This is a genomic window from Niallia sp. FSL W8-0951 (assembly GCF_038006525.1).
Classification (GTDB): domain Bacteria; phylum Bacillota; class Bacilli; order Bacillales; family Cytobacillaceae; genus Niallia; species Niallia circulans.
The window spans coordinates 3,985,446-4,007,919 of sequence record NZ_JBBOVK010000001.1; the positions used below are offsets into that span (position 1 = coordinate 3,985,446).

At 34.4% G+C, this 22,474-nt stretch carries 19 protein-coding genes; 9 read left to right on the forward strand and 10 right to left on the reverse strand.

Annotated features, from left to right (window positions below):
* Positions 1 to 176 precede the first annotated feature (176 nt).
* On the forward strand, positions 177 to 794 hold the full coding sequence (gene yyaC / locus NSS71_RS19410; protein ID WP_047944595.1) for a spore protease YyaC: 618 nt from the start codon (positions 177 to 179) through the stop codon (positions 792 to 794).
* A gap of 88 nt (positions 795 to 882) precedes the next feature.
* On the opposite strand, the gene NSS71_RS19415 is transcribed toward yyaC, so the two are convergent.
* The 10 genes from NSS71_RS19415 to rpmH all read right to left on the reverse strand — a co-directional run bounded on the left by NSS71_RS19415 (position 883) and on the right by rpmH (position 10,994).
* Positions 883 to 1,740 carry a ParB/RepB/Spo0J family partition protein gene (locus NSS71_RS19415; protein ID WP_061797255.1) on the reverse strand — a complete coding sequence of 286 codons (858 nt, stop codon included), beginning with the start codon at positions 1,738 to 1,740 and terminating at the stop codon, positions 883 to 885.
* Positions 1,733 to 2,494, reverse strand: a complete 762-nt coding sequence (locus NSS71_RS19420) for a ParA family protein (protein WP_047944597.1) — start codon at positions 2,492 to 2,494, stop codon at positions 1,733 to 1,735. Before NSS71_RS19420 ends, NSS71_RS19415 begins: the two co-directional genes overlap by 8 nt.
* A gap of 562 nt (positions 2,495 to 3,056) precedes the next feature.
* Positions 3,057 to 3,947, reverse strand: a complete 891-nt coding sequence (noc, locus tag NSS71_RS19425) for a nucleoid occlusion protein (protein ID WP_061797261.1) — start codon at positions 3,945 to 3,947, stop codon at positions 3,057 to 3,059.
* Between the two features lie 371 nt (positions 3,948 to 4,318).
* The gene (gene rsmG / locus NSS71_RS19430) at positions 4,319 to 5,038 is read right to left on the reverse strand and encodes a 16S rRNA (guanine(527)-N(7))-methyltransferase RsmG (RefSeq protein ID WP_095258365.1); all 720 of its coding nucleotides are present in this window, start codon (positions 5,036 to 5,038) and stop codon (positions 4,319 to 4,321) included.
* A 24-nt stretch (positions 5,039 to 5,062) separates the two neighbouring features.
* Entirely contained in the window at positions 5,063 to 6,943 is a 1,881-nt protein-coding gene (mnmG, locus tag NSS71_RS19435) for a tRNA uridine-5-carboxymethylaminomethyl(34) synthesis enzyme MnmG (protein WP_095258366.1), read from the reverse strand.
* A gap of 73 nt (positions 6,944 to 7,016) precedes the next feature.
* Complete coding sequence (mnmE, locus tag NSS71_RS19440) at positions 7,017 to 8,402, reverse strand: tRNA uridine-5-carboxymethylaminomethyl(34) synthesis GTPase MnmE (RefSeq protein WP_047944601.1); 1,386 nt, start codon at positions 8,400 to 8,402, stop codon at positions 7,017 to 7,019.
* A gap of 431 nt (positions 8,403 to 8,833) precedes the next feature.
* Positions 8,834 to 9,463 carry an RNA-binding cell elongation regulator Jag/EloR gene (jag, locus tag NSS71_RS19445; RefSeq protein ID WP_047944603.1) on the reverse strand — a complete coding sequence of 210 codons (630 nt, stop codon included), beginning with the start codon at positions 9,461 to 9,463 and terminating at the stop codon, positions 8,834 to 8,836.
* Positions 9,460 to 10,194 (reverse strand): YidC family membrane integrase SpoIIIJ, encoded by a 735-nt coding sequence (spoIIIJ, locus tag NSS71_RS19450; RefSeq protein ID WP_369988879.1) that lies wholly within the window; start codon positions 10,192 to 10,194, stop codon positions 9,460 to 9,462. The genes jag and spoIIIJ overlap by 4 nt, the downstream gene beginning before the upstream one ends.
* Before the next feature lie 139 nt (positions 10,195 to 10,333).
* Entirely contained in the window at positions 10,334 to 10,681 is a 348-nt protein-coding gene (rnpA, locus tag NSS71_RS19455; RefSeq protein WP_095321871.1) for a ribonuclease P protein component, read from the reverse strand.
* Positions 10,682 to 10,859: 178 nt separating this feature from the next.
* Positions 10,860 to 10,994, reverse strand: a complete 135-nt coding sequence (gene rpmH / locus NSS71_RS19460) for a 50S ribosomal protein L34 (RefSeq protein ID WP_016201470.1) — start codon at positions 10,992 to 10,994, stop codon at positions 10,860 to 10,862.
* 1,020 nt (positions 10,995 to 12,014) lie between these two features.
* Between rpmH and dnaA the strand changes: the two genes are divergently transcribed.
* The 8 genes from dnaA to NSS71_RS19500 all read left to right on the forward strand — a co-directional run bounded on the left by dnaA (position 12,015) and on the right by NSS71_RS19500 (position 22,431).
* On the forward strand, positions 12,015 to 13,355 hold the full coding sequence (gene dnaA / locus NSS71_RS19465) for a chromosomal replication initiator protein DnaA (protein ID WP_047944606.1): 1,341 nt from the start codon (positions 12,015 to 12,017) through the stop codon (positions 13,353 to 13,355).
* 199 nt (positions 13,356 to 13,554) lie between these two features.
* Positions 13,555 to 14,688, forward strand: coding sequence for a DNA polymerase III subunit beta (gene dnaN, locus NSS71_RS19470; protein WP_047944607.1), 1,134 nt, complete (start codon positions 13,555 to 13,557; stop codon positions 14,686 to 14,688).
* Positions 14,689 to 14,905: 217 nt separating this feature from the next.
* Complete coding sequence (gene yaaA, locus NSS71_RS19475) at positions 14,906 to 15,118, forward strand: S4 domain-containing protein YaaA (protein WP_047944608.1); 213 nt, start codon at positions 14,906 to 14,908, stop codon at positions 15,116 to 15,118.
* A gap of 14 nt (positions 15,119 to 15,132) precedes the next feature.
* Positions 15,133 to 16,251, forward strand: coding sequence for a DNA replication/repair protein RecF (gene recF, locus NSS71_RS19480; protein ID WP_341151948.1), 1,119 nt, complete (start codon positions 15,133 to 15,135; stop codon positions 16,249 to 16,251).
* A 15-nt stretch (positions 16,252 to 16,266) separates the two neighbouring features.
* Positions 16,267 to 16,512 carry an extracellular matrix regulator RemB gene (remB, locus tag NSS71_RS19485; RefSeq protein ID WP_047944610.1) on the forward strand — a complete coding sequence of 82 codons (246 nt, stop codon included), beginning with the start codon at positions 16,267 to 16,269 and terminating at the stop codon, positions 16,510 to 16,512.
* Between the two features lie 60 nt (positions 16,513 to 16,572).
* Entirely contained in the window at positions 16,573 to 18,504 is a 1,932-nt protein-coding gene (gene gyrB / locus NSS71_RS19490; protein ID WP_047944611.1) for a DNA topoisomerase (ATP-hydrolyzing) subunit B, read from the forward strand.
* A 165-nt stretch (positions 18,505 to 18,669) separates the two neighbouring features.
* Positions 18,670 to 21,174 carry a DNA gyrase subunit A gene (gene gyrA, locus NSS71_RS19495; protein ID WP_061797270.1) on the forward strand — a complete coding sequence of 835 codons (2,505 nt, stop codon included), beginning with the start codon at positions 18,670 to 18,672 and terminating at the stop codon, positions 21,172 to 21,174.
* Between the two features lie 177 nt (positions 21,175 to 21,351).
* Positions 21,352 to 22,431 (forward strand): HD-GYP domain-containing protein, encoded by a 1,080-nt coding sequence (locus NSS71_RS19500; protein WP_341151949.1) that lies wholly within the window; start codon positions 21,352 to 21,354, stop codon positions 22,429 to 22,431.
* The last annotated feature ends 43 nt before the right edge of the window (positions 22,432 to 22,474 follow it).

The window sequence follows — 22,474 nt, forward strand, 5'->3', positions numbered from 1 at the left end:
ATGTATAGAATATGCCTCTTTTCCATATACTGAATACTACAATAATTATGCTTAAAAACAACTAATGGTTCGATAGATTTTCATTCTTGATGGTTGGCCAAACATCAATCAACTCAACTTAATAATTGCTTTCTTCTATAGATTTTATCGAATCCTAAATAAAAGGAGTAGATTCAATGACCTTATATTCCAGCCTTTTCGAAAAAAATGAACTTCCCATTAGAATAGCTCATGATGAACAATTAGCAGCCTTTAAGATAGCAGATTCATTAGCTAAACATTTGCCATCCGTTTCAATCAATCAGCCAATTGTCTTTATTTGTATTGGAACTGATCGTTCTACTGGAGATTCATTAGGTCCGCTTATTGGTACCTTGTTAAGCGAAAAGAATATTTCTCCTTTTCATGTTTACGGAACACTAGATGATCCAATTCACGCTCTTAATTTAGAGGAAAAATTAAGAGAAGTGCATAAAAAACATCAAAACCCTTACATTATAGGTATTGATGCTTGCCTTGGCAGAATGAAAAGTGTAGGTATCGTCCAAATTGGTGATGGGCCAGTAAAACCGGGCAGTGGTGTTAATAAAGAGCTTCCTCCTGTAGGAAATATTCATATTACAGGGATAGTAAATATTAGTGGTTTTATGGAATTCTTGGTTCTTCAGAATACTAGATTAAGCTTAGTATTAAATATGGCCAAAATCATTTCCAAAGGCATTTATCATACTAGCCTTCGCTATATGCATACTAGAGAAGCTCAGGAATATCAAGCGAAGGAAGAACCTGTTTAATCCCTACTATTTTATTGCTAATATAAAAGCCCCCTAAAAAAGGTTTAGTTCACATACAAGGTAAACTCCCCTTTCTTAGGTGGCTTTTTTACTTTTCATTTTCTAATTCAAATAATTGAAGAATACGCGCTAAGTCATCTTCAGAGAAAAATTCAATTTCAATTTTCCCTTTATTTTTCTTCTGTTTAATATGAACAGTAGTACCAAATCTTTCACGCAGAAACGATTCTTGCTCTTTTAAAAAGACATTTTTCACAGGCGCTTTTTCTTTTTTTGTTTCACGTGAAACATTCTCATTTAGTTGCTGAATTAATTGTTCCAGCTGACGCACGTTTAATCCGTCTTTAATAATTTTATCAACTATTGCTGGAAGCTTATCTTTATTTTTCAAACCTAATAAAGTTCTTCCATGTCCCATGGATATTTTACCGTCAGAAATATAATTTTGCACAGCCTTCGGAAGAGTCAATAAGCGAACGTGGTTGGCAATATGGGGTCTGCTTTTCCCTAAACGCTTTGCAAGTTCCTCTTGAGTCAGCTTTAACTTCTTCATTAAAGTCTGATAGGCATGTCCTTCTTCAATAGGAGATAAATCTTCTCTTTGAAGATTCTCTAGTACTGCTAATTCCATCATTTGTTGCTCTGTTAATTGACGGACAACTGCTGGAACTGTCTCTAACTTAGCTTCTTTAGCTGCTCGATATCTACGTTCACCAACAACTATTTCATAGCCTTTAATACTCTTTCTAACGATTATCGGTTGAAGAATTCCGTGTTCTAGTATAGAAAGCTTCAATTCTTCAATCGCTTCCTCATCAAAGAATTTTCTAGGCTGATAAGGATTCGGACGTAATTCATTTAGACTTATTTCTTGAACATTTTCTTCCTTCTCCACATCTATTTTAGGAAAAAAGGCATCTAATCCTTTTCCAAGTCCTTTAGCCACTAGTAACCACTTCCTTCGCAAGGTCCAAATATACTTCTGCACCACGTGATTTTGGATCGTAAATGATAATTGGTTCCCCATGACTCGGTGCTTCTGATAATCGAATATTTCTTGGAATAATTGTTTTATAGACTTTGTCTTGGAAATACTTTTTAACCTCTTCAATAACTTGTAAACCTAGATTTGTTCTAGCATCTAACATCGTTAGCAGCACACCCTCTATGGCCAAATCATGATTTAAATGTTTTTGAACAAGTCGAACTGTATTTAGTAATTGACTTAATCCTTCTAAAGCATAATATTCACATTGAACTGGAATTAATACCGCATCTGAAGCTGTTAATGCATTAATCGTTAATAACCCTAAAGAAGGAGGACAATCTATTAATACGTAGTCATAGTTATGTTTGACTTCATCTAATGCCCTTTTTAATCTAACTTCTCTCGAAATAGTAGAAACAAGTTCTATTTCCGCCCCAGCTAACTGAATAGTAGCTGGAATAACATCCAAATTCTCTACATTTGTCTGCTTAATCACCATACTTGCTTCTAGATCATCGACTAACACATCATAGATACAATGATCAACATCAGCTTTTTCAATACCTACACCACTAGTGGCATTTCCTTGTGGATCAATATCTACTAATAGTACACTTTTCCCGATATATGCTAAACAAGAGCCAAGATTGACTGATGTAGTTGTTTTTCCAACTCCACCTTTTTGGTTAGCAACAGTAATAATTTTACCCATGATGTCACCTACCTTTAATTCCATACTAGCTACGAAATATAAATCGACGCAAGATGGCTACTTAATATAAAATGATTGAACTGTTTATAGCTCTTTAAAACTATAAAACAATTTATTAGTAAAAAACAGAATAGACTACAACATGGCTCATTTCCTACCTATTGTAATCACGTATATTATTTTATCATGAAAACTTCTAAATATCGTTATTTTTTCTTTTAATCTCGATTAATGATGGTAAGTGAAAAGAAACTCCTACAATAAAACAAGTGAGAAAACCTTATTAATACAAGCATTTTTGGAGAATTTCCTATTTGATTGGGTCTAAAAAATAATCATCGTAAATAAGCAATGGAGGTTTTAATTTTTATTTGTGGTGTCCTTTGAGGAAAAAATCATCCTATAAAAAAGTGAGAATCAGCATAATTAGCTATTATTCTCACAAAAAAGTATGCTCTGTTAAATCAATATAATGACGAAAAGGAATTCTTAATACAAGCGGAATTTAACAGAGCTTAAAAATTACAAGGAAGTATAAATAATTATGCTATATAAAAATCTATTATTTCTTTTTCGGTATTTTAATCGTAAATTGGTAAAAATCTTCAAATTCTTCTTCTTCAGCATTCAGATTAATACCACTATCAGAAACCATATTTAATGATTGTCGGATTGTATTTACAGCTATCCGCATATCTTTACTAAAAGCCTTTCTTTTTGGCTTTGGCTTCTGCTTCGTCTGTTCGAGCATTCTCACTACACGCTCTTCTGTTTGCTTTACGTTTAAGCCCCTTTCAATGATTTCTTGTAAAAGCTGGATTTGTTTTTCGCGTTCTTTTAAAGGAATCATCGAACGAGCATGACGCTCAGAAATCTCTTTATTCAATAATGCTTCTTGAATTTCTTCTGGTAATTTAAGAAGTCTTAATTTATTCGCAACAGTCGATTGCCCTTTCCCTAATCTTTGCGCAAGGGCCTCCTGGGTAAGATTGTGCAGCTCTAATAATTTTCCATATGCAATTGCTTCTTCAATTGGAGAAAGCTCTTCTCTTTGAAGATTTTCAATAAGTGCAACAGACGCAGTTTCTGTATCACTCAAGTTTTTTATGATAGCTGGCGCTTCTTCCCAACCAAGCTTTTTCATTGCTCTCCATCTTCGTTCTCCAGCAATGATTTCAAATTTATCTTGCTCATACTCTCTAATTACAATTGGTTGAATAATACCATGGGTATGGATTGTACGAGCTAATTCTTCAATTTTTTCATCATCAAATACCGTTCTTGGTTGAAAACGGTTAGGAACAATCTGATGAATTGGGATTTTTCTAACTTCTTCACTGTTTCCCATATTCTCGATCTCCTCTTGAGCAGCATCTGCACCTAATTGACTAGCATCTTCTATTGGATCTCCCTTTTCGCCTAGTCCAAAAAATCGTGAGAAAGAAGGCTTCATCACCCTGCACCACCTTTACAAAACTCCCTATTAATTATTCTCTATATGAAACATTAATCCCTGCAAAGTCATCTAACTTATAGAAAGAAACTTCTCGAAATTTAATAGAATATGACAATTATAGGTATATTATATAGTAGATATGATAATTGATATAGTCCTAATCCTATGAATGATTATATCATTCTCTTTTTTCTTTCGTAATAGCTTAAAATTAATCGCCTTTTTTTATCGTCTTCATAGTAGGATTCCACCCCTTTTCATTTGACGAACTTAACTCTATAGAGGGGTGGAAAAAGAGTATCTTCGAAAGACGCGAATTAGCTTTAAGACAGCTAACATCTCATCCTGTTAAATTGCTTAAGCTTACCCTACTCGATTGGTTCCTTATTAGGAGTTCCTGGTTTTCTAGGATACTTTTTAGGTGTTGGCTTTTCCTTTGCGATGGTGATGATATTTCTTTCGCTTTCTTCCATTGGCAAGAAAAAGGCATGTGTTTCATTCACCTTTCCTCCTAATAGGTTTACAGCCTTTTTTCCAGCTGCCAGTTCTTCTTTGGCACTTGCTGCTTTCATAGCAACGAAAGTACCTCCAAGCTTTACTAGTGGCAGACAAAGCTCACTTAAGACGGAAAGTCTTGCTACAGCTCTGGCCGTAACAATATCAAATGTTTCACGATACTCCTTATTTTGGCCAAAGGTTTCTGCTCGATCATGAATAAAGTTAACCTCTTCTAACTCTAAGACGGACGCTAGATGCTCAAGAAAGTGAATTCTTTTCTTCAAAGAGTCAACAATTGTTACCTTTAAATCAGGAAAGACAATTTTTAAAGGAATACTTGGAAAGCCAGCCCCAGCTCCCACATCACATAGCTGTGCAGGACGATGAAACCCTTCATAGTAAAATCCAGCAGTAATGGAATCATAAAAATGCTTCAAATAAACATCTGATTTTTCCGTAATAGCTGTTAAATTCATTTTTTCATTCCACTCTACTAATGTTTCATAGTAGAGCTCAAACTGATTTATTTGCTTTTCCGATAAAGTGATTCCTTTATCGGAGAGCATTTGAATAAATTCTTCCGTATTCATGCATGAACCCTTTCTATCCAGAGATTAAACTCGAGCAATTTTCCCTTGTTCTAAATAAACTAATAAAATGGATATATCTGCTGGATTTACCCCAGATATTCTTGATGCCTGTGCAATGGACAATGGTCGAACTTTTTTTAGTTTCTGTACTGCTTCTGTTGCAAGACTAGAGATAGCATCATAATCAATGTTCTCAGGAATTTTTTTATTCTCCATTTTCTTTAGTCTTTCTACTTGCTGTAAGGATTTCTCAATATAGCCTTCATACTTTATTTGAATTTCTACTTGCTCTTTTATATCTTCCGTTAATTCTATATCACTAGGTGCCAGTCCTTCAATATGACTATAATTCATTTCAGGTCGCTTTAATAGATCTCCTGCTCTTATGCCATCTTTTAATTCACTGCCGCCTTGTTCTTTAATAACATTTTGAACTTGTTCATTTGGCTTTAGCATGACTTCGCTTAAACGTTGCTTTTCTTTTTCAATTAATTGCTTTTTCTCCGAGAATTTCGCGTAACGCTCTTCAGAAATAAGACCAATTCTATGGCCAATATCCGTCAAACGCAGATCTGCATTATCATGGCGAAGTAATAAACGATATTCTGCTCGAGAAGTTAAAAGACGGTAGGGTTCATTTGTGCCTTTTGTAACTAAATCATCAATTAAAACGCCAATATACGCATCAGAACGACTTAAAATAACTTCTTCTTTTTCTAAAGCATTTAAGCCTGCATTTATACCAGCCATTAATCCTTGGCCTGCTGCCTCTTCGTATCCTGAAGTTCCATTGATTTGACCAGCAGTATAAAGATTTTTAATTTTCTTTGTTTCCAATGTTGGCCATAGCTGTGTTGGCACAATAGCATCATACTCAATTGCATATCCAGCACGCATCATTTGTACATTTTCTAATCCCGGTATCGTTCTTAGAATTTCCTGTTGAACATCTTCAGGCAAGCTTGTGGATAATCCTTGCACATAAACTTCTTGAGTATTTTTCCCCTCTGGCTCTAAGAAAATTTGATGTCTTGGTTTATCGTTAAATCGCACCACCTTATCTTCAATTGATGGACAATAACGTGGTCCAGTTCCTTTAATCATCCCTGAATACATTGGAGAACGATGTAAGTTTGCATCAATAATTTGATGTGTTGTTTCATTTGTATATGTTAACCAGCAAGGAAGCTGTTCTGTAATAAATTTCGTTGTTTCATAAGAAAATGCTCTTGGAACATCATCCCCTGGCTGTATTTCTGTTTTAGAATAGTCAATAGTATGACTGTTTACACGAGGAGGTGTTCCTGTTTTAAAACGTACTAAATCAAAACCGAGCTCCTGTAAATGCTCCGATAATCGAATGGAAGGCTGCTGGTTATTCGGACCGCTTGAATATTTAAGCTCCCCTAAAATAATTTCGCCGCGAAGATATGTTCCAGTAGTTACGACAATCGTTTTTGCACGATACGTAGCACCCGTTTTCGTAATGACACCTTTTGCAACTTGATCCTCCACTATTAATTCTTCTACCATCCCTTGAATTAATGTCAGATTTGGTTCATTTTCTAATGTCTTCTTCATTTCATGTTGATACATATATTTATCTGCCTGAGCTCTTAGTGCACGGACTGCAGGTCCTTTTCCTGTATTCAACATTCTCATCTGAATATAGGTTTTATCAATATTTTTACCCATTTCGCCGCCAAGTGCATCAATTTCTCTAACAACAATCCCCTTAGCCGGTCCTCCCACAGATGGATTACATGGCATAAAAGCAACCATATCTAAATTAATTGTTAACATTAATGTTTTGGCGCCCAGTCTTGCTGCTGCAAGTCCTGCTTCACAACCTGCATGGCCTGCACCAATAACAATTACATCATAATTTCCAGCTTCGTACTGCATCATGATGCCTCCTTCTTTCTAAGTCTTTCTTTTAGCTTGTTTTCGAGGCTCTGTACTATTTATATTTATTCGTTTATTTCCCCAAACAAAATTGAGAAAATAACTGATTAATTAAGCTTTCATGAACACTTTCACCAATAATCTCACCAAGTATTTCCCACGTTCTTGTCAAGTCAATTTGTACAATATCGATTGGTGTTCCAGTTTCTGCGCCTACTATTGCATCACTAATAGCATTTAATGCTTGATTCAATAAGGAAATATGTCTGGAGTTAGAAACATAGGTCATATCACTTGCTTCAATAGCACCTTCAAAGAATAGGCTAGATATTGCCTCTTCTAATTGATCTACACCATTTTCTTCTACTAAAGAAGTTGTAATGACTTTTCGATTACCGGCAAGTTCTTTTACTTTTTCTAAATCAATCTTTTGTGGTAAATCTGTTTTATTAACTATTACAATAAAATCCATACCTTCTGTTGCTTTAAAAATATTCTTATCTTCTTCTGTTAAATCATCCGCATAATTTAAGACAAGCAAAATTAAATCGGCTTCTCGTAGTACTTTCCGGGATTTCTCTACCCCTATTCGCTCTACAATATCTTCTGTTTCTCGAATACCGGCAGTATCCAGCAAACGAAGAGGGACTCCGCGCACATTTACATATTCTTCAATGACATCTCTTGTTGTACCAGGGATATCTGTGACGATTGCTTTATTTTCTTGCACTAAGCTATTTAATAAAGAGGATTTCCCTACATTTGGTCTTCCTACAATAACGGTTGCTAGACCTTCCCGCAGAATTTTTCCTTGTTGTGACGTTTGCAGAAGTTTTTCTATCTCCGTCTTAATATACTTTGATTTCTCCAACATCACTTGCTGTGTCATCTCTTCCACATCATCATACTCGGGATAATCTATATTAACCTCTACTTGAGCTAATGTCTCTAAAATTTCTTGGCGCAAATGCTTGATTAATTTCGATAATCTTCCTTCCATTTGTCCAAGTGCCACATTCATCGCTCGATCTGTTTTAGCTCTTATTAAGTCCATTACCGCTTCTGCCTGAGAAAGATCAATTCTTCCATTCAAAAAGGCTCTTTTTGTAAATTCACCCGGTTCGGCAATTCTTGCACCATGAGAAGTAGTCAACTGCAATAAACGATTTACCGAAGCTAGTCCACCATGACAATTAATTTCGACAACATCCTCTTTTGTAAAAGTTTTCGGTCCTCTCATCAACGATACCATTACTTCTTCCACAACCTCATTTGTTGCTGGATCCATAATATGTCCATAATGTATCGTATGAGTTGCTACCTCACTTAACTTTTTATTTCCTATACTCTTAAAGAGCTTGTCTGCGATTTTTATTGAATCCGGTCCACTTAATCGAACGATTGCGATCGCTCCCTCACCCATTGGCGTCGATATCGCAGCAATTGTATCTAATTCCATCTTTTTCACCTCAATTCAAAAAAATAATATCTATTTAAATGATTGTATTCACCTTTGACATGATTACAATAGATTAGATTAACATATCCACAAATGTAAAAAAAGAAAAAAAATCCGCCCACTTATCCACATTCACTTTTATCATTACTTACCATTTTATCTTATCCACATGTGAATAACAATAAAACGAAAAATAAAATTACAAAAGCTATGTATTTCTTCTTATTATTTTTATAGGTGCTTAGATTCAATTTTATTTGCCCATGTTCTTTTTTCATTTTTACTCGATAAACTGCTTTTGCATGAATCTGACTCCAAATCAAATGACTAAATTGTAAAGACGAATCATTCATAATTAGAAATAACTACTAACCTCTTTTAAAGACAAAAAAAAAGAGAATGTCTCTTCCTGGAGAGACATTCTCTTTTTTCTATCTGTTTTTCACCTTAATCGGCGCAATAATTATATGCCTTTTCGCATCTTCCCCCGAAGAATAAGTTTTTATTCCTTTGAAAGATACCAAAGCAGTATGGATCGTTTTTCTTTCATCAGCAGGCATCGGTTCAAGCGGAATCTCTTTGCCTATTTTAACCGCTTTATAGGCAATTCTCTCCGCTAACTGAATTAATGCCTGTTTTCTTCGTTCACGGTAGCCTTCTGCATCTAATAATACTTTTAAGTATTCTTTCGATTCTCTATTAATGACCAATTGTGCTAGATATTGAATAGAATTAAGGGTCTGCCCTCTTTTTCCGATTAATAGAGCAATTTTTTCACCAGATAATTCATACAATATATTTCTGCCATTTTGTTTTATTTGAATCTTAACAGGAACGCCCATTTTTTCGCAAACATCTTTGAGAAATTCCTCTACCGTTTCCACTGGATTAACTTTTTTCCTTACGATTACCTTTGCTGTTCTAGAACCAAAACCAAGAAATCCCTTTTTTCCTTCCTCAACAACAATGATTTCAACTTGATTCTTTGTTGTCTTAAGCTGAGCTAAAGCTGACTCCACTGCTGCGTCGACTGTTTGTCCTACGGCAGTAACTTCTTTCACTTCTTCGCTCCTCCTGCTTTGCTAGTTTGTCCAGCAGTTTTAATTTCAGGACCTTTGATAAAATACGTTTGAACAATTGTAAAGATATTCCCTACTACCCAGTAAAGAGATAATGCTGCTGGGAAATTAATAGCAAATACTAAAATCATCACTGGCATAATCCAAACCATCATTTGCATTTGAGGATTTGGCGGTGCTCCTGCCATTGATAGTTTTGTTTGAATAAATGTTGTTACACCAGCTATTATCGGTAATAAATAGATTGGATCAGGCTGTCCTAAACTGAACCATAAGAAATCATGGGAAGCAATTTCTCTTGTACGAGAAATAGCATGATAAAATCCAATCAATATAGGCATTTGTACGATTAGAGGGAAGCATCCCGCTAATGGATTTACTTTATTCTCTTGGAATAACTTCATTGTTTCTTCTTGAAGCTTTTGTTGTGTCTTTTGGTCTTTCGAGCTATATTTTTGCTGCAGCTCTTTCATCTGCGGCTGGATTGCCTGCATTGCCTTACTGTTTCTTGTTTGTTTAATCATAAGCGGTAAAATAACCAGTCGAACTAAAATAGTTACGATAATAATAGAGATACCATAACTACCACCAGCGAATGCTGCTGTTTTAATAATCAATTGAGATAATGGATATACAATGTATTCATTCCAAATCCCTTCACTTTCAGAAGTTATTGGTTGATTAAACTCTGTACACCCTGTTAGAATGGTCATTAAAAAAAGTAGACCAACTATCAATAAAAATTTCTTATTCAAGCTGCAAATCCTCCTGTAACATGATTTTCGAATATTACTTAATAAGTATTGTAACCGATAAACGAACGGTAGGAAACGCTTTAATAGGATTTTCCCATTAATTCTTTTTTGAAAGAACTTTTGCTATTTTCAAAATATGGATAAGACTCTTTTTTACTTCTTCAAAAGACATATCAGAAACAGGCTTTCTTACAATTATGACATAATCATACTTGTTTTCCAACATGTCATCTAATTCAAGAAATGCTTGTCTTACATAGCGTTTTATCTGGTTTCTTTTTACGGCATTGCCAATTTTTTTACTAACAGATAAGCCAATACGAAAATGCACTTGTTCTTCTTTTTTCAATTTATAAATAACAAACTGTCGATTGGCAAAAGATTGCCCTTTTTTAAAAACAGACTGAAATTCTTTATTTTTCTTGATTCTAAATTCTTTTTTCAACGTTTATAACTCCTTCAATCCTCCAACTTACCTAATTTCCCAATAAAAGAAAGAATTAGATAGGCATCTTAACGTGAAGTAAACCAATCTATTGTAAAAAAAGGAAGGGTCTGTCCTTTTATGCAAGATCATTCCCTTCTCCTTTTAATTGAAAAAAGACCACTGACTTTTCAGTGGCCTAAGCTGATAATACTTTTCTTCCTTTGCGTCGACGGCGCGCTAAGACATTACGTCCATTTGAGCTGCTCATGCGGCTACGGAATCCGTGAACTTTACTTCTTTTACGTTTATTTGGTTGATAAGTTCTTTTCATTGTATATGACACCTCCCTGAGGAATAGCTGTTATAGACAGTCCTTACAATTATATAAACATAGGCAATTAATTGTCAACTATTCATTTTATTTATCTAATTTTATGGATCACTTTATTTAGTGATGTTCCTATCTTTTTTAGGCCATTGCAATAGTATACCACATATTTTTCTATTCTTCTTCATAATCCTTCCCAACATTTCTATTTCTTAACGAATAATTTTTACCAATTTGGATATTTCAACAAAAATCTCTTTTATCTAATTTTGAGCATTTTTAACTATCCTTTCGACGTTTGTGGATAAATTTCGACGGTAATATTTTTTCCACAATAGTTATTTACAACTTTTCAACAAACTAATAGCTTGTGGACATTTATTACTAACAACCTAATTGACTTGTGGATAAGATATTAAAAAGCATTGCAGTTCTTATAAATTTTTGTTATTATAGTTTTGTTTTCACATCTGAATAAAATCTGTGCATAACTCTATTATCCACAATCTGTGGATAAGTTGTGGACATCTTATTCTTTGTGACTGAACAGAGTTTTCCACAGATGGTGGATACTGTCGAAATACCACTAATCTTCCTTATAATATATTTTTCCACATTAGAAAAGGACAACTTTCCTGTTATCTTGTCTATTTATATCCATATTGCTGCAAGATTTTTGTCCAAAGTCACGATTAGATAATTCCTTTTGCAGGAATTTGACGACTTAATACAGGAAGCAAAGAAAAAAATATCGACTTTTGCAAAAAAAATTTACACTTGTTTTACGATTGCTGCTTATCGCATCAATCGATCTTATCTTTTTTAGCAAAAGTATTTTTAGCGATTTTATCTTAAGGCTTTAAAGCTCTTTTTTTGTTTTTAATATTTTTTAAGGAACGACAAATTGAGTAATTTTAACCATTCCTATTGAAAATCATCTTTTTCTATACGTTTTAAGATAGATCATCTGCTGGGATGAACAGCGCTAACAAGATTAACTCTGAGAAAAGGAGGCGAGGATACTTGAAGAATATAACGGATCTCTGGAATAATGCCTTAAGCACAATCGAAACAAAGATTAGTAAACCTAGTTTTGATACATGGCTTAAGCCTACAAAGGCTAATTCCCTGCAAGGAGATCTTCTAGTTGTAACAGCACCTAATGAATTTGCCCGAGATTGGTTAGAAGAACGGTACTCTCAACTGATTGCTGAAATACTTTATGAAATTACAGGAGAGGAACTTCTTGTAAAATTTATTATTCCTCAAAATCAAAAAGAAGAGGAATTTGATCAGCAAATTTCTACCAAACAAAAGAAAAAAGATGAAGAAGTTACGGAACAAACTATTTTAAATTCCAAATATACGTTCGACACTTTTGTAATTGGATCTGGAAATCGCTTTGCTCATGCAGCTTCCCTTGCTGTTGCCGAAGCACCTGCAAAAGCATATAACCCTCTATTTATTTATGGAGGAGTTGGGCTTGGAAAAACTCACTTAATGCATGCAATTGGTCACTATGTTCTTGATCATAATCCATCTGCTAAAGTAGTTTATTTATCTTCTGAGAAATTCACAAACGAATTTATTAATAGTATCCGTGATAATAAAGGTGCTGAATTCCGTGATAAATATCGAAATGTTGACGTTCTTTTAATAGATGATATTCAATTTCTTGCTGGAAAAGAATCAACACAAGAAGAATTTTTCCATACATTTAACACGTTACATGAAGAAAGCAAACAAATTATTATCTCTAGTGACCGTCCTCCAAAGGAAATTCCAACACTAGAGGATCGCCTGCGTTCTCGTTTTGAATGGGGACTTATTACAGATATTACGCCGCCAGACTTAGAAACACGGATTGCTATCTTAAGGAAAAAAGCGAAAGCAGATGGATTAGACATCCCAAATGAAGTAATGCTTTATATTGCAAATCAAATTGATTCTAATATTCGTGAGCTAGAAGGTGCACTTATTCGTGTTGTTGCTTATTCTTCTTTAATTAATAAAGATATAAATGCTGATTTAGCAGCTGAAGCATTAAAAGATATAGTTCCAAGCTCTAAACCGCGTGTAATAACCATTCATGATATTCAAAAGGTAGTAGGAGAGCATTTTCATATCAAGTTAGAAGATTTCAAAGCCAAAAAACGAACTAAATCCATTGCATTCCCAAGACAAATTGCTATGTACTTATCGAGAGAATTAACGGATTTCTCTTTACCAAAAATCGGAGAAGAGTTCGGCGGCCGTGATCATACAACTGTTATTCATGCCCATGAAAAAATATCAAAATTGCTTTTAACGGACTCTCTACTTCAAAAACAATTAAAAGAAATAAATGAACTCTTAAAAGTTTAGATAGAATAATGTGTATAACTATCCTTACTTTAAACACAGTCTATCCACATGTTGATAGACTGTGTTTCCTTGCTTAAATAAAGTTATCCACATACTAACAGGGCCTACTACTTGTACTACTATTTTTTTAAAAAATATATTATTAAAATAAGCATTTAGAACTTACATTCAAAATTTATTTAAATCGGAGGATTAATTAATGAAATTCATCATCCAAAAAGACCATCTTGTTCAAAGTGTTCAAGATGTAATGAAAGCAATTACTAGTAGAACAACAATTCCAATTCTAACTGGAATAAAAATTGTTGCGAGTGAAGAAGGAGTAACATTAACTGGAAGTGATTCTGATATTTCCATTGAATCTTTTATTCCTAAAGAAGAAGGAGATCAAGAAATAGTTGATATCCAGCAACCTGGTTCTATTGTTTTACAAGCTAAGTTTTTTAGTGAAATTGTAAAAAAACTCCCTACCAGCCAAGTTGAAATTGTGGTTGATAATTTACAAACAACCATTCGTTCTGGTAAATCAGAATTCAATTTAAATGGGCTAGATTCTGAAGAATACCCGCATTTACCACAAATTTCGGAACAAAATTCTATTAAAGTTCCTACAGATTTACTAAAAAATATTATTAAACAAACTGTTTTTGCGGTGTCCACCTCAGAAACACGTCCAGTGTTGACAGGTGTAAACTGGAAAATAGAAAACAATGATTTAATCTGTATTGCAACAGATAGTCATCGACTAGCTTTAAGAAAAGCAAAAATAGAAACAGAGGAAGAACAATCATTTAATATTGTTATTCCAGGAAAAAGCTTAAATGAATTGAATAGAATTCTAGATGATCATGATGAACCTGTTGAAATTTTTGTTACGGAAAACCAGATTCTATTTAAAACGAAACATATTCTATTCTTCTCGCGTTTGTTAGAAGGGAATTATCCTGACACCAATCGCTTAATACCTACTGAGAGCAAGACGGATATTGTTGTAAATTCTAAAGAATTTTTGCAATCCATTGATCGTGCTTCCTTACTCGCACGTGAAGGTCGAAATAATGTTGTTAAATTTTCAACTATGAGTGATAATGTGATAGAAATTTCTTCTTTTACTCCGGAAATTGGAAAAGTAATGGAGGAATTAGTAAGCGAATCGGTTAGTGGGGAAGAATTAAAAATTTCTTTCAGTGCTAAATTTATGATGGATGCGTTGAAAGTTCTTGAAGGATCAGAAGTGAAAATCAGCTTTACTGGAGCGATGCGACCATTTGTTATTCATCCAACAAATGATGATTCTACATTGCAGCTTATATTACCGGTTAGAACCTATTAAAATTTTTGGGTGTTCTATTTAGTGAACACCCAATTTTCTTTTTATAGAGACATTGCATAAATATACAAAATGATTAATGAGTGAGCTATGAGTGTGTTTTAGTCAGCTCATTTCGACTATTTCTGACTTATTTATAGAAATATTACACTTTTCTTTGTGTATCAATAAATTATTTAGTAGAATAGAAAGATACGATTAAAGTTGAGAGAGTGAAAAGATGAATAATCAAATTAAAATTGACACGGATTATATTACATTAGGTCAATTTCTAAAAGTAGCAGAGTTAATACAATCAGGTGGAATGGCAAAATGGTTCCTAGGAGAATACGAGGTATTTGTGAATGGGGAACAGGATCAGCGCAGAGGAAGAAAATTAAGAAGTGGTGACGAAATAAATATTCCTTCATTTGGCAAGTACACTGTTTTATAAAAGGGTGAAACCAAATGTATATTGATGAGTTGCTTTTGAGAAATTACCGGAATTATGAGGAACTGGGTATTTCTTTCGAAAATAAAGTAAATGTAATTTTAGGAGAAAACGCACAAGGAAAAACCAATGTGATGGAATCTATCTATGTTCTAGCTATGGCTAAATCTCACCGAACTTCTAATGATAAAGAACTTATTCGTTGGGACAAAGAATATGCTAAAATAGAAGGTAGATTAGTTAAGACACATGGGAAAATTCCCATGCAGTTAGTTGTGGCTAAAAAAGGGAAAAAGGCCAAGTTTAATCATATAGAGCAGCGTAAACTAAGTCAATATATCGGTAATATGAACGTAGTTATGTTCGCACCTGAAGATTTAAATCTAGTAAAAGGCAGCCCGCAAATTAGAAGAAGATTTATTGATATGGAAATAGGGCAAATATCACCAGTATATTTGCATGATATGAGCCAGTATCAAAAAATTTTACACCAGCGAAATACCTACCTAAAACAATTACAAACAAATAAACAAACAGACCATACAATGCTTGAAATTTTAACTGAACAATTTATAGATATGGCAGTTAAAATTGTCGCAAAGCGTTTTGAATTTCTGCATCTGCTGGAAAAATGGGCCGTTCCGATTCATAAAGGAATATCTCGTGGGTTGGAAACGCTAGAAATTCGCTATAAACCTTCCGTTGATGTATCAGAAGACCAGGATTTGTCGAAAATGAAGAGTATATACGAAGAAAAATTCCAGCATTTAAAAAAACGAGAGATTGATCGAGGGATGACATTATTCGGACCTCATCGCGATGATATGATGTTTTATGTGAACAGTAGAGATGTACAAACCTTTGGTTCACAAGGACAGCAAAGAACGACTGCATTATCAATAAAGATGGCAGAAATTGAATTAATTTATTCTGAGATTCGTGAGTATCCGATACTCCTGCTAGATGATGTTCTTTCTGAATTAGATGACTACCGGCAATCTCATTTATTAAATACCATTCAAGGGAAAGTGCAAACATTTGTTACAACAACCAATGTTGATGGAATTGACCATCAAACATTAAAAGAAGCTGCTACTTTTCAGGTTGAATCCGGAACGATTAAAAAGATTCAATAGCTTTGAGGTGAAAAAGTGTACGTTCATATTGGAGAAAATATTCTTGTGCGAACTTCAGAAATTTTAACTATTTTAGATAAACAGACAGTTGAGTCATCTCCTATCTCAAAGGAATTTCTAGAACGGCAAAAAGCAATGACCAATGGGAAAAGTTCCACTTATAAATCTATTGTGATTACGAAGGATACTATCTATTTTTCGCCGATTGCTTCTAATACGTTAAAAAAAAGAATAGTCCAGTTAACTATTCAAGAGTACTAATGATGATGCAAAATTAAATGAAAAAATTTTTTGATGTCAATAGAAAGTTAGGTGATCGATATGTCAACGGAACAAAATCCAGTTGAACAACAATCTTATGATGAGAGTCAGATACAGGTTTTAGAAGGTCTAGAGGCTGTAAGAAAAAGACCAGGAATGTATATCGGATCAACAAGTGGCCGAGGTCTGCATCACTTAGTGTGGGAAATTGTCGATAACAGTATTGATGAAGCATTAGCTGGTTTCTGTAATGAGATAAATATTATTATCGAACAAGATAATAGTATTACGGTTAAAGATAATGGTCGTGGTATTCCCGTTGGTATTCAGGAAAAAATGGGAAGACCTGCTGTAGAAGTAATCATGACAGTTCTCCATGCCGGAGGAAAGTTCGGCGGCGGCGGTTATAAGGTGTCTGGTGGACTTCATGGTGTAGGTGCTTCGGTAGTAAACGCACTTTCGACAGAATTAGAGGTTTTTGTACATCGGGATGGAAATATCTATTATCAAAAATACCAAAAAGGGGTTCCTGCTGCTGATTTAGAAATTATCGGTGAAACAGATACTACTGGAACCACTACACACTTTAAGCCAGATGGTGAAATTTTCAAGGAAACATTAGAGTATGATTATGAAACATTAGCTAATCGTGTTAGAGAACTTGCTTTCTTAAATCGTGATATTCGTATTACAATTGAAGATAAACGTGAAGGCATGGAAAAAAGAAAAGAATACCATTATGAAGGTGGTATTAAATCATACGTAGAACATTTAAACCGTAATAAAGAGGTCCTTTTTGAAGAACCAATTTATATTGAAGGAGAAAAAGACGGGATAACAGTTGAAATCTCTTTCCAGTATAATGACGGATATACCGGTAATATTCATTCATTTGCTAATAATATTAATACACATGAAGGTGGAACACATGAATCCGGATTTAAGACAGCCCTCACCCGTGTAATTAATGATTATGCAAGAAAGAATAGTTTATTAAAGGAATCAGATACGAATCTTTCAGGTGAAGACGTAAGAGAAGGTCTTGTTGCAATCGTCTCTGTTAAACATCCAGATCCACAGTTTGAAGGACAAACAAAAACCAAACTAGGAAATTCAGAAGTTCGTACCATTACAGATACTGTTTTTTCTGAACATCTTGAGAAATTCCTTTTAGAAAATCCTACGGTAGCTCGTAAAATTGTAGACAAAGGTCAAATGGCTTTAAGAGCAAGAATTGCTGCAAAAAAAGCAAGAGAATTAACTCGTCGTAAAAGTGCTCTCGAAGTTTCAAGCTTACCAGGAAAATTGGCGGATTGTTCTTCAAGAGACCCGAAAATTAGTGAACTATTCATAGTAGAGGGAGACTCTGCTGGTGGTTCTGCAAAATCAGGTCGAGATCGTCATTTCCAAGCAATTCTGCCGCTAAGAGGTAAAATACTTAATGTTGAAAAAGCTAGACTAGATCGGATTTTATCTAACAACGAGGTTCGTTCCATGATTACTGCAATAGGAACAGGAATTGGGGATGATTATGATATATCCAAAGCGAGATATCATAAAATTGTTATTATGACAGATGCCGATGTTGATGGTGCTCATATTCGAACATTATTATTAACCTTCTTCTACCGTTATATGAGAAAGATTGTAGAAGCTGGTTATATCTATATCGCACAACCGCCACTATACAGCATAAAACAAGGGAAAAAGCTAGAATATGCATATAGTGATAAACAATTACAAGAAGTTCTAGCTACATTACCAGCCAACCCTAAACCGAATATACAACGTTATAAAGGATTAGGAGAAATGAATGCAGAGCAGTTATGGGATACAACGATGGATCCTGAACACCGCGTACTTTTACAAGTAAGTTTAGATGACGCCATTGAGGCAGATGAAACATTTGAAATGCTAATGGGTGATAAAGTAGAGCCACGCAGAAACTTTATTGAAGAAAATGCGACCTACGTTAAAAACCTAGATGTTTAAAGATAGGAAAAGAAATTTGGTGCTGATTAGATTGGCACCTTGTGTATTTCTTTAGAAGTTAGTTATTCCTATTAATCATAAGGAATTCGATTAGATATACTTGTTCTAAAACACTTTTTATCATGAAGAAGCTGGTCTAATTGTTTCTTAAGGAGGTTCCTTTAAATGGCTGATATGCCAAATTCTCAAATTAAAGATAGAAATATAAGTAAAGAAATGCGTGATTCCTTTTTAGATTACGCGATGAGCGTTATTGTTTCTCGTGCTCTTCCAGATGTACGAGATGGATTAAAACCAGTACACCGACGTATTTTATATGCGATGCATGATCTTGGAATGCATTCTGACAAGCCGTTTAAGAAATCAGCCCGTATTGTTGGGGAAGTTATCGGGAAGTATCATCCACATGGTGATAGTGCTGTTTATGAAACAATGGTACGTATGGCTCAGGATTTTAACTATCGCTATATGCTTGTTGATGGGCATGGTAACTTTGGATCTGTAGATGGTGACTCTGCTGCAGCGATGCGTTATACGGAAGCAAGAATGTCAAAAATAGCAATGGAGCTATTACGTGATATTAATAAAGATACAATTGATTACAAGCCAAACTTTGACGGAGAAGAAAAGGAACCAGTAGTATTACCTTCTCGATTCCCTAACTTACTAGTAAATGGTACAAGTGGGATAGCGGTCGGAATGGCTACAAATATCCCTCCACATCAATTAGGAGAAGTAATAGACGGAGTCCTTGCTGTAAGTAAGAATGCTGATATTACCATTCCTGAATTAATGGAAATTATCCCAGGACCAGATTTTCCAACTTACGGAATGATCGTAGGTAGAAGCGGAATTAGAAAGGCCTATGAGACTGGCAGAGGTTCCATTATATTAAGAGCACGAGTGGAAATTGAAGTGAAGCCTAGTGGTAAGGAAGTTATTATTGTCAAAGAAATTCCTTATCAAGTCAATAAAGCAAGACTAGTAGAGCGTATTGCTGAATTAGTTCGCGATAAAAAAATTGATGGAATTACTGATTTGCGAGATGAATCGGATCGTAATGGAATGCGCATTGTAATTGAAGTGCGAAAAGACGCAAATGCCAATGTTTTATTAAATAATCTATATAAGCATACGGCTATGCAGACGAGCTTTGGTATCAATCTTCTTGCATTGGTTGATGGGCAGCCAAAGGTACTTAACTTAAAACAATGTTTAGCTCATTATCTAGATCATCAAAAAGTCATTATTCGCAGAAGAACAGAATTTGAATTAAGAAAAGCTGAAGCTAGAGCTCATATACTAGAAGGACTGCGTATTGCTTTAGATCACTTAGATGAAGTAATTAGCTTAATTCGAAGTTCACGAACCACAGATATAGCGCGTGAAGGATTAATGACGAACTTTAATCTTTCGGAAAAACAAGCTCAAGCTATTCTAGACATGCGTCTACAAAGATTAACTGGATTAGAAAGAGAAAAAATTGAAGATGAGTATCAAGAATTAGTTAAGCTAATTGCTGAATTAAAAGCTATTCTAGCGGATGAAGAAAAAATCTTAGAAATTATTCGCGAAGAGCTTTTAGAGGTAAAAGAGCGATTTAACGATACACGTCGTACGGAAATTATTGCTGGTGGAATTGAAAACATTGAAGATGAAGATTTGATTCCAGAAGAAAATATCATTATAACCTTAACTCATAATGGTTATATTAAGAGACTACCAGCATCTACTTACAGAGCGCAAAGACGTGGAGGCAGAGGAATTCAGGGCATGGGTACGAATGAAGATGACTTCGTTGAACAGTTAAGCTCTACATCTACTCATGATACTATTCTATTCTTTACGAATAAAGGGAAAGTATACAGATTAAAAGGGTATGAGATACCAGAATTCAGCCGAACTGCTAAAGGTATTCCAATTATTAACCTTTTAGGTGTGGAAAAGGATGAGTGGGTCAATGCAATTATTCCTGTCTCAGAATTTGTAGATGATTGGTATTTATTCTTCACTACAAAAGAAGGAATATCTAAACGCTCTCCGTTATCATCTTTTGCCAATATAAGAAATAATGGACTAATTGCTGTTAACTTAAGAGAAGGTGATGAGTTGATCTCTGTACGTTTAACAGATGGTTCAAAGGAAATTATTATTGGTACGAAAAACGGATTGCTTATTCGTTTCCCAGAAACAGATGTACGTTCTATGGGTAGAACGGCAACGGGCGTAAAAGGTATCACTCTATCATCTGAGGATGAAGTAGTAGGTATGGAAGTTCTTGAAGAAAATTCGGAAATACTGATTGTAACTAAAAAAGGTTACGGAAAAAGAACACCGATAGATGAATATAGAGTTCAAGGTAGAGGCGGAAAAGGTATTAAGACATGCAACATCACCGATAAAAATGGAAATCTTGTATCGATGAAAGTCGTTACCGGGGAAGAAGATGTAATGATTATCACAACAGGCGGGGTTTTAATCAGAATGGCAGTAAGTGATATCTCTACAATGGGTAGAAGCACTCAAGGTGTCCGACTGATTAAATTAAATGAAAGTGACAATGAATTTGTTGCAACTGTTGCGAAGGTAGAAAAAGAGGATGAAGAAGTAGAAATGACTGAAGAAGGTCAACAAGCATCTTCAGAGAATGACGCGGATTCAAACGAATAATATTGTGTAGAGATGTCTTAAAGGGAAAACCTAGAGGCATCTCTTTTTTATGGAGATTAATTCATATATTTTAAATATATAGCTGATTTTAGGAGTATTGGATGAAATTAATGGGTTACATTTCAAAAAAAATACATTAAAATAGTAAAAAAGTCCGTTTTTTAAAGGGTGGTTTCCATGATTGTTAAAGTTAGAGAGTTAAAGCCAGGCAGTATTTTAGCAGAAGACATTTTTATACGAACAAATAGACCAATAATTACCGCAAAAACGGTTTTAGCCGAGGAGCATATCAAGATATTAAAAGCTTTTTTAGTAGAGGAAGTAGCAATTGAAAATACACAATTAGATGGTACACAAATTATTCAGTCGTATTCATCTTTTCATAAAGTGGAGAGAAAAGATGTGGAAAGTGGCTTTATAGCTCTTTTTTTACATACAGTCCAATTATACAAAAAAGAATTTATTTCTTGGCAGTCAGGATTCCCTGTAAACATAGCCAATATCAGAAATATAATTTTACCATTGTTAGAAGAGTCAGAACGTGTGCCAAAAGAAATATTCTCTCTTTATCACTTATCGAATAAAAAGGAATATATACATCAGCATTCTATTGCAGTTGCAATTATTAGCGCATTTATTGCTTGGAAAATGAATTATAGCTACAGAGATACGATTCAAGTAGCATTAGCAGGTTGTTTAAGTGACGCAGGAATGGCTAAGATCGATCAACGGTTATTATACAAAACCGAGCCTTTAACAGAGGAAGAGTTTGATGAAATTAAAAAACATACAAGATATAGTTTTGAAATGATTCCTGAGCATAGTTTATTGAAGAAAGAGACACGTCTTGCCATTTACCAACATCATGAAAGAATAGATGGAAGTGGATATCCAATGGGAAATATAGATACAAAGATACATGCATTTGCTAAAATAATTGCAGTAGCCGATACTTTTCATGCTATGACATCAGAACGATTGTATAGGAAGAAACAATCTCCTTTTCGAGTAATTGAACAAATGCGGCAGGATCACTTTGGTAAATTTGATTTAACAATATTACAAGCATTAAGCAATGCTATTACTCAATATACAATTGGGAGTAAAATTAGATTATCCAATGGCGAAAAAGCTGAGGTTTTATTTAAGGAAGGGAATGCTTCCACTAGACCGTTGGTAAAAATAATGGAAAGTGAAAGGATTCTTGATTTAGAAAAAAATAGACATTTGTTTATTGAGGAAATTTTAGAGGAATGATAGAAAGTAACTTCTCGAAAATAAATAGGATAGAACAAAAAAA

What these genes read in the sequence shown, in the direction of transcription:
- spoIIIJ (WP_369988879.1), bottom strand. Translation starts at nt 10,194, where the DNA reads ATGACCATTCTAACAGGGTGTACAGAGTTTAATCAACCAATAACTTCT.
- gyrA (WP_061797270.1), top strand. Translation starts at nt 18,670, where the DNA reads ATGGCTGATATGCCAAATTCTCAAATTAAAGATAGAAATATAAGTAAA.
- NSS71_RS19500 (WP_341151949.1), top strand. Translation starts at nt 21,352, where the DNA reads ATGATTGTTAAAGTTAGAGAGTTAAAGCCAGGCAGTATTTTAGCAGAA.
- yyaC (WP_047944595.1), top strand. Translation starts at nt 177, where the DNA reads ATGACCTTATATTCCAGCCTTTTCGAAAAAAATGAACTTCCCATTAGA.
- gyrB (WP_047944611.1), top strand. Translation starts at nt 16,573, where the DNA reads ATGTCAACGGAACAAAATCCAGTTGAACAACAATCTTATGATGAGAGT.
- recF (WP_341151948.1), top strand. Translation starts at nt 15,133, where the DNA reads ATGTATATTGATGAGTTGCTTTTGAGAAATTACCGGAATTATGAGGAA.
- rsmG (WP_095258365.1), bottom strand. Translation starts at nt 5,038, where the DNA reads ATGAATACGGAAGAATTTATTCAAATGCTCTCCGATAAAGGAATCACT.
- yaaA (WP_047944608.1), top strand. Translation starts at nt 14,906, where the DNA reads ATGAATAATCAAATTAAAATTGACACGGATTATATTACATTAGGTCAA.
- noc (WP_061797261.1), bottom strand. Translation starts at nt 3,947, where the DNA reads ATGAAGCCTTCTTTCTCACGATTTTTTGGACTAGGCGAAAAGGGAGAT.
- rpmH (WP_016201470.1), bottom strand. Translation starts at nt 10,994, where the DNA reads ATGAAAAGAACTTATCAACCAAATAAACGTAAAAGAAGTAAAGTTCAC.
- dnaN (WP_047944607.1), top strand. Translation starts at nt 13,555, where the DNA reads ATGAAATTCATCATCCAAAAAGACCATCTTGTTCAAAGTGTTCAAGAT.
- mnmG (WP_095258366.1), bottom strand. Translation starts at nt 6,943, where the DNA reads ATGCAGTACGAAGCTGGAAATTATGATGTAATTGTTATTGGTGCAGGC.
- mnmE (WP_047944601.1), bottom strand. Translation starts at nt 8,402, where the DNA reads ATGGAATTAGATACAATTGCTGCGATATCGACGCCAATGGGTGAGGGA.
- NSS71_RS19420 (WP_047944597.1), bottom strand. Translation starts at nt 2,494, where the DNA reads ATGGGTAAAATTATTACTGTTGCTAACCAAAAAGGTGGAGTTGGAAAA.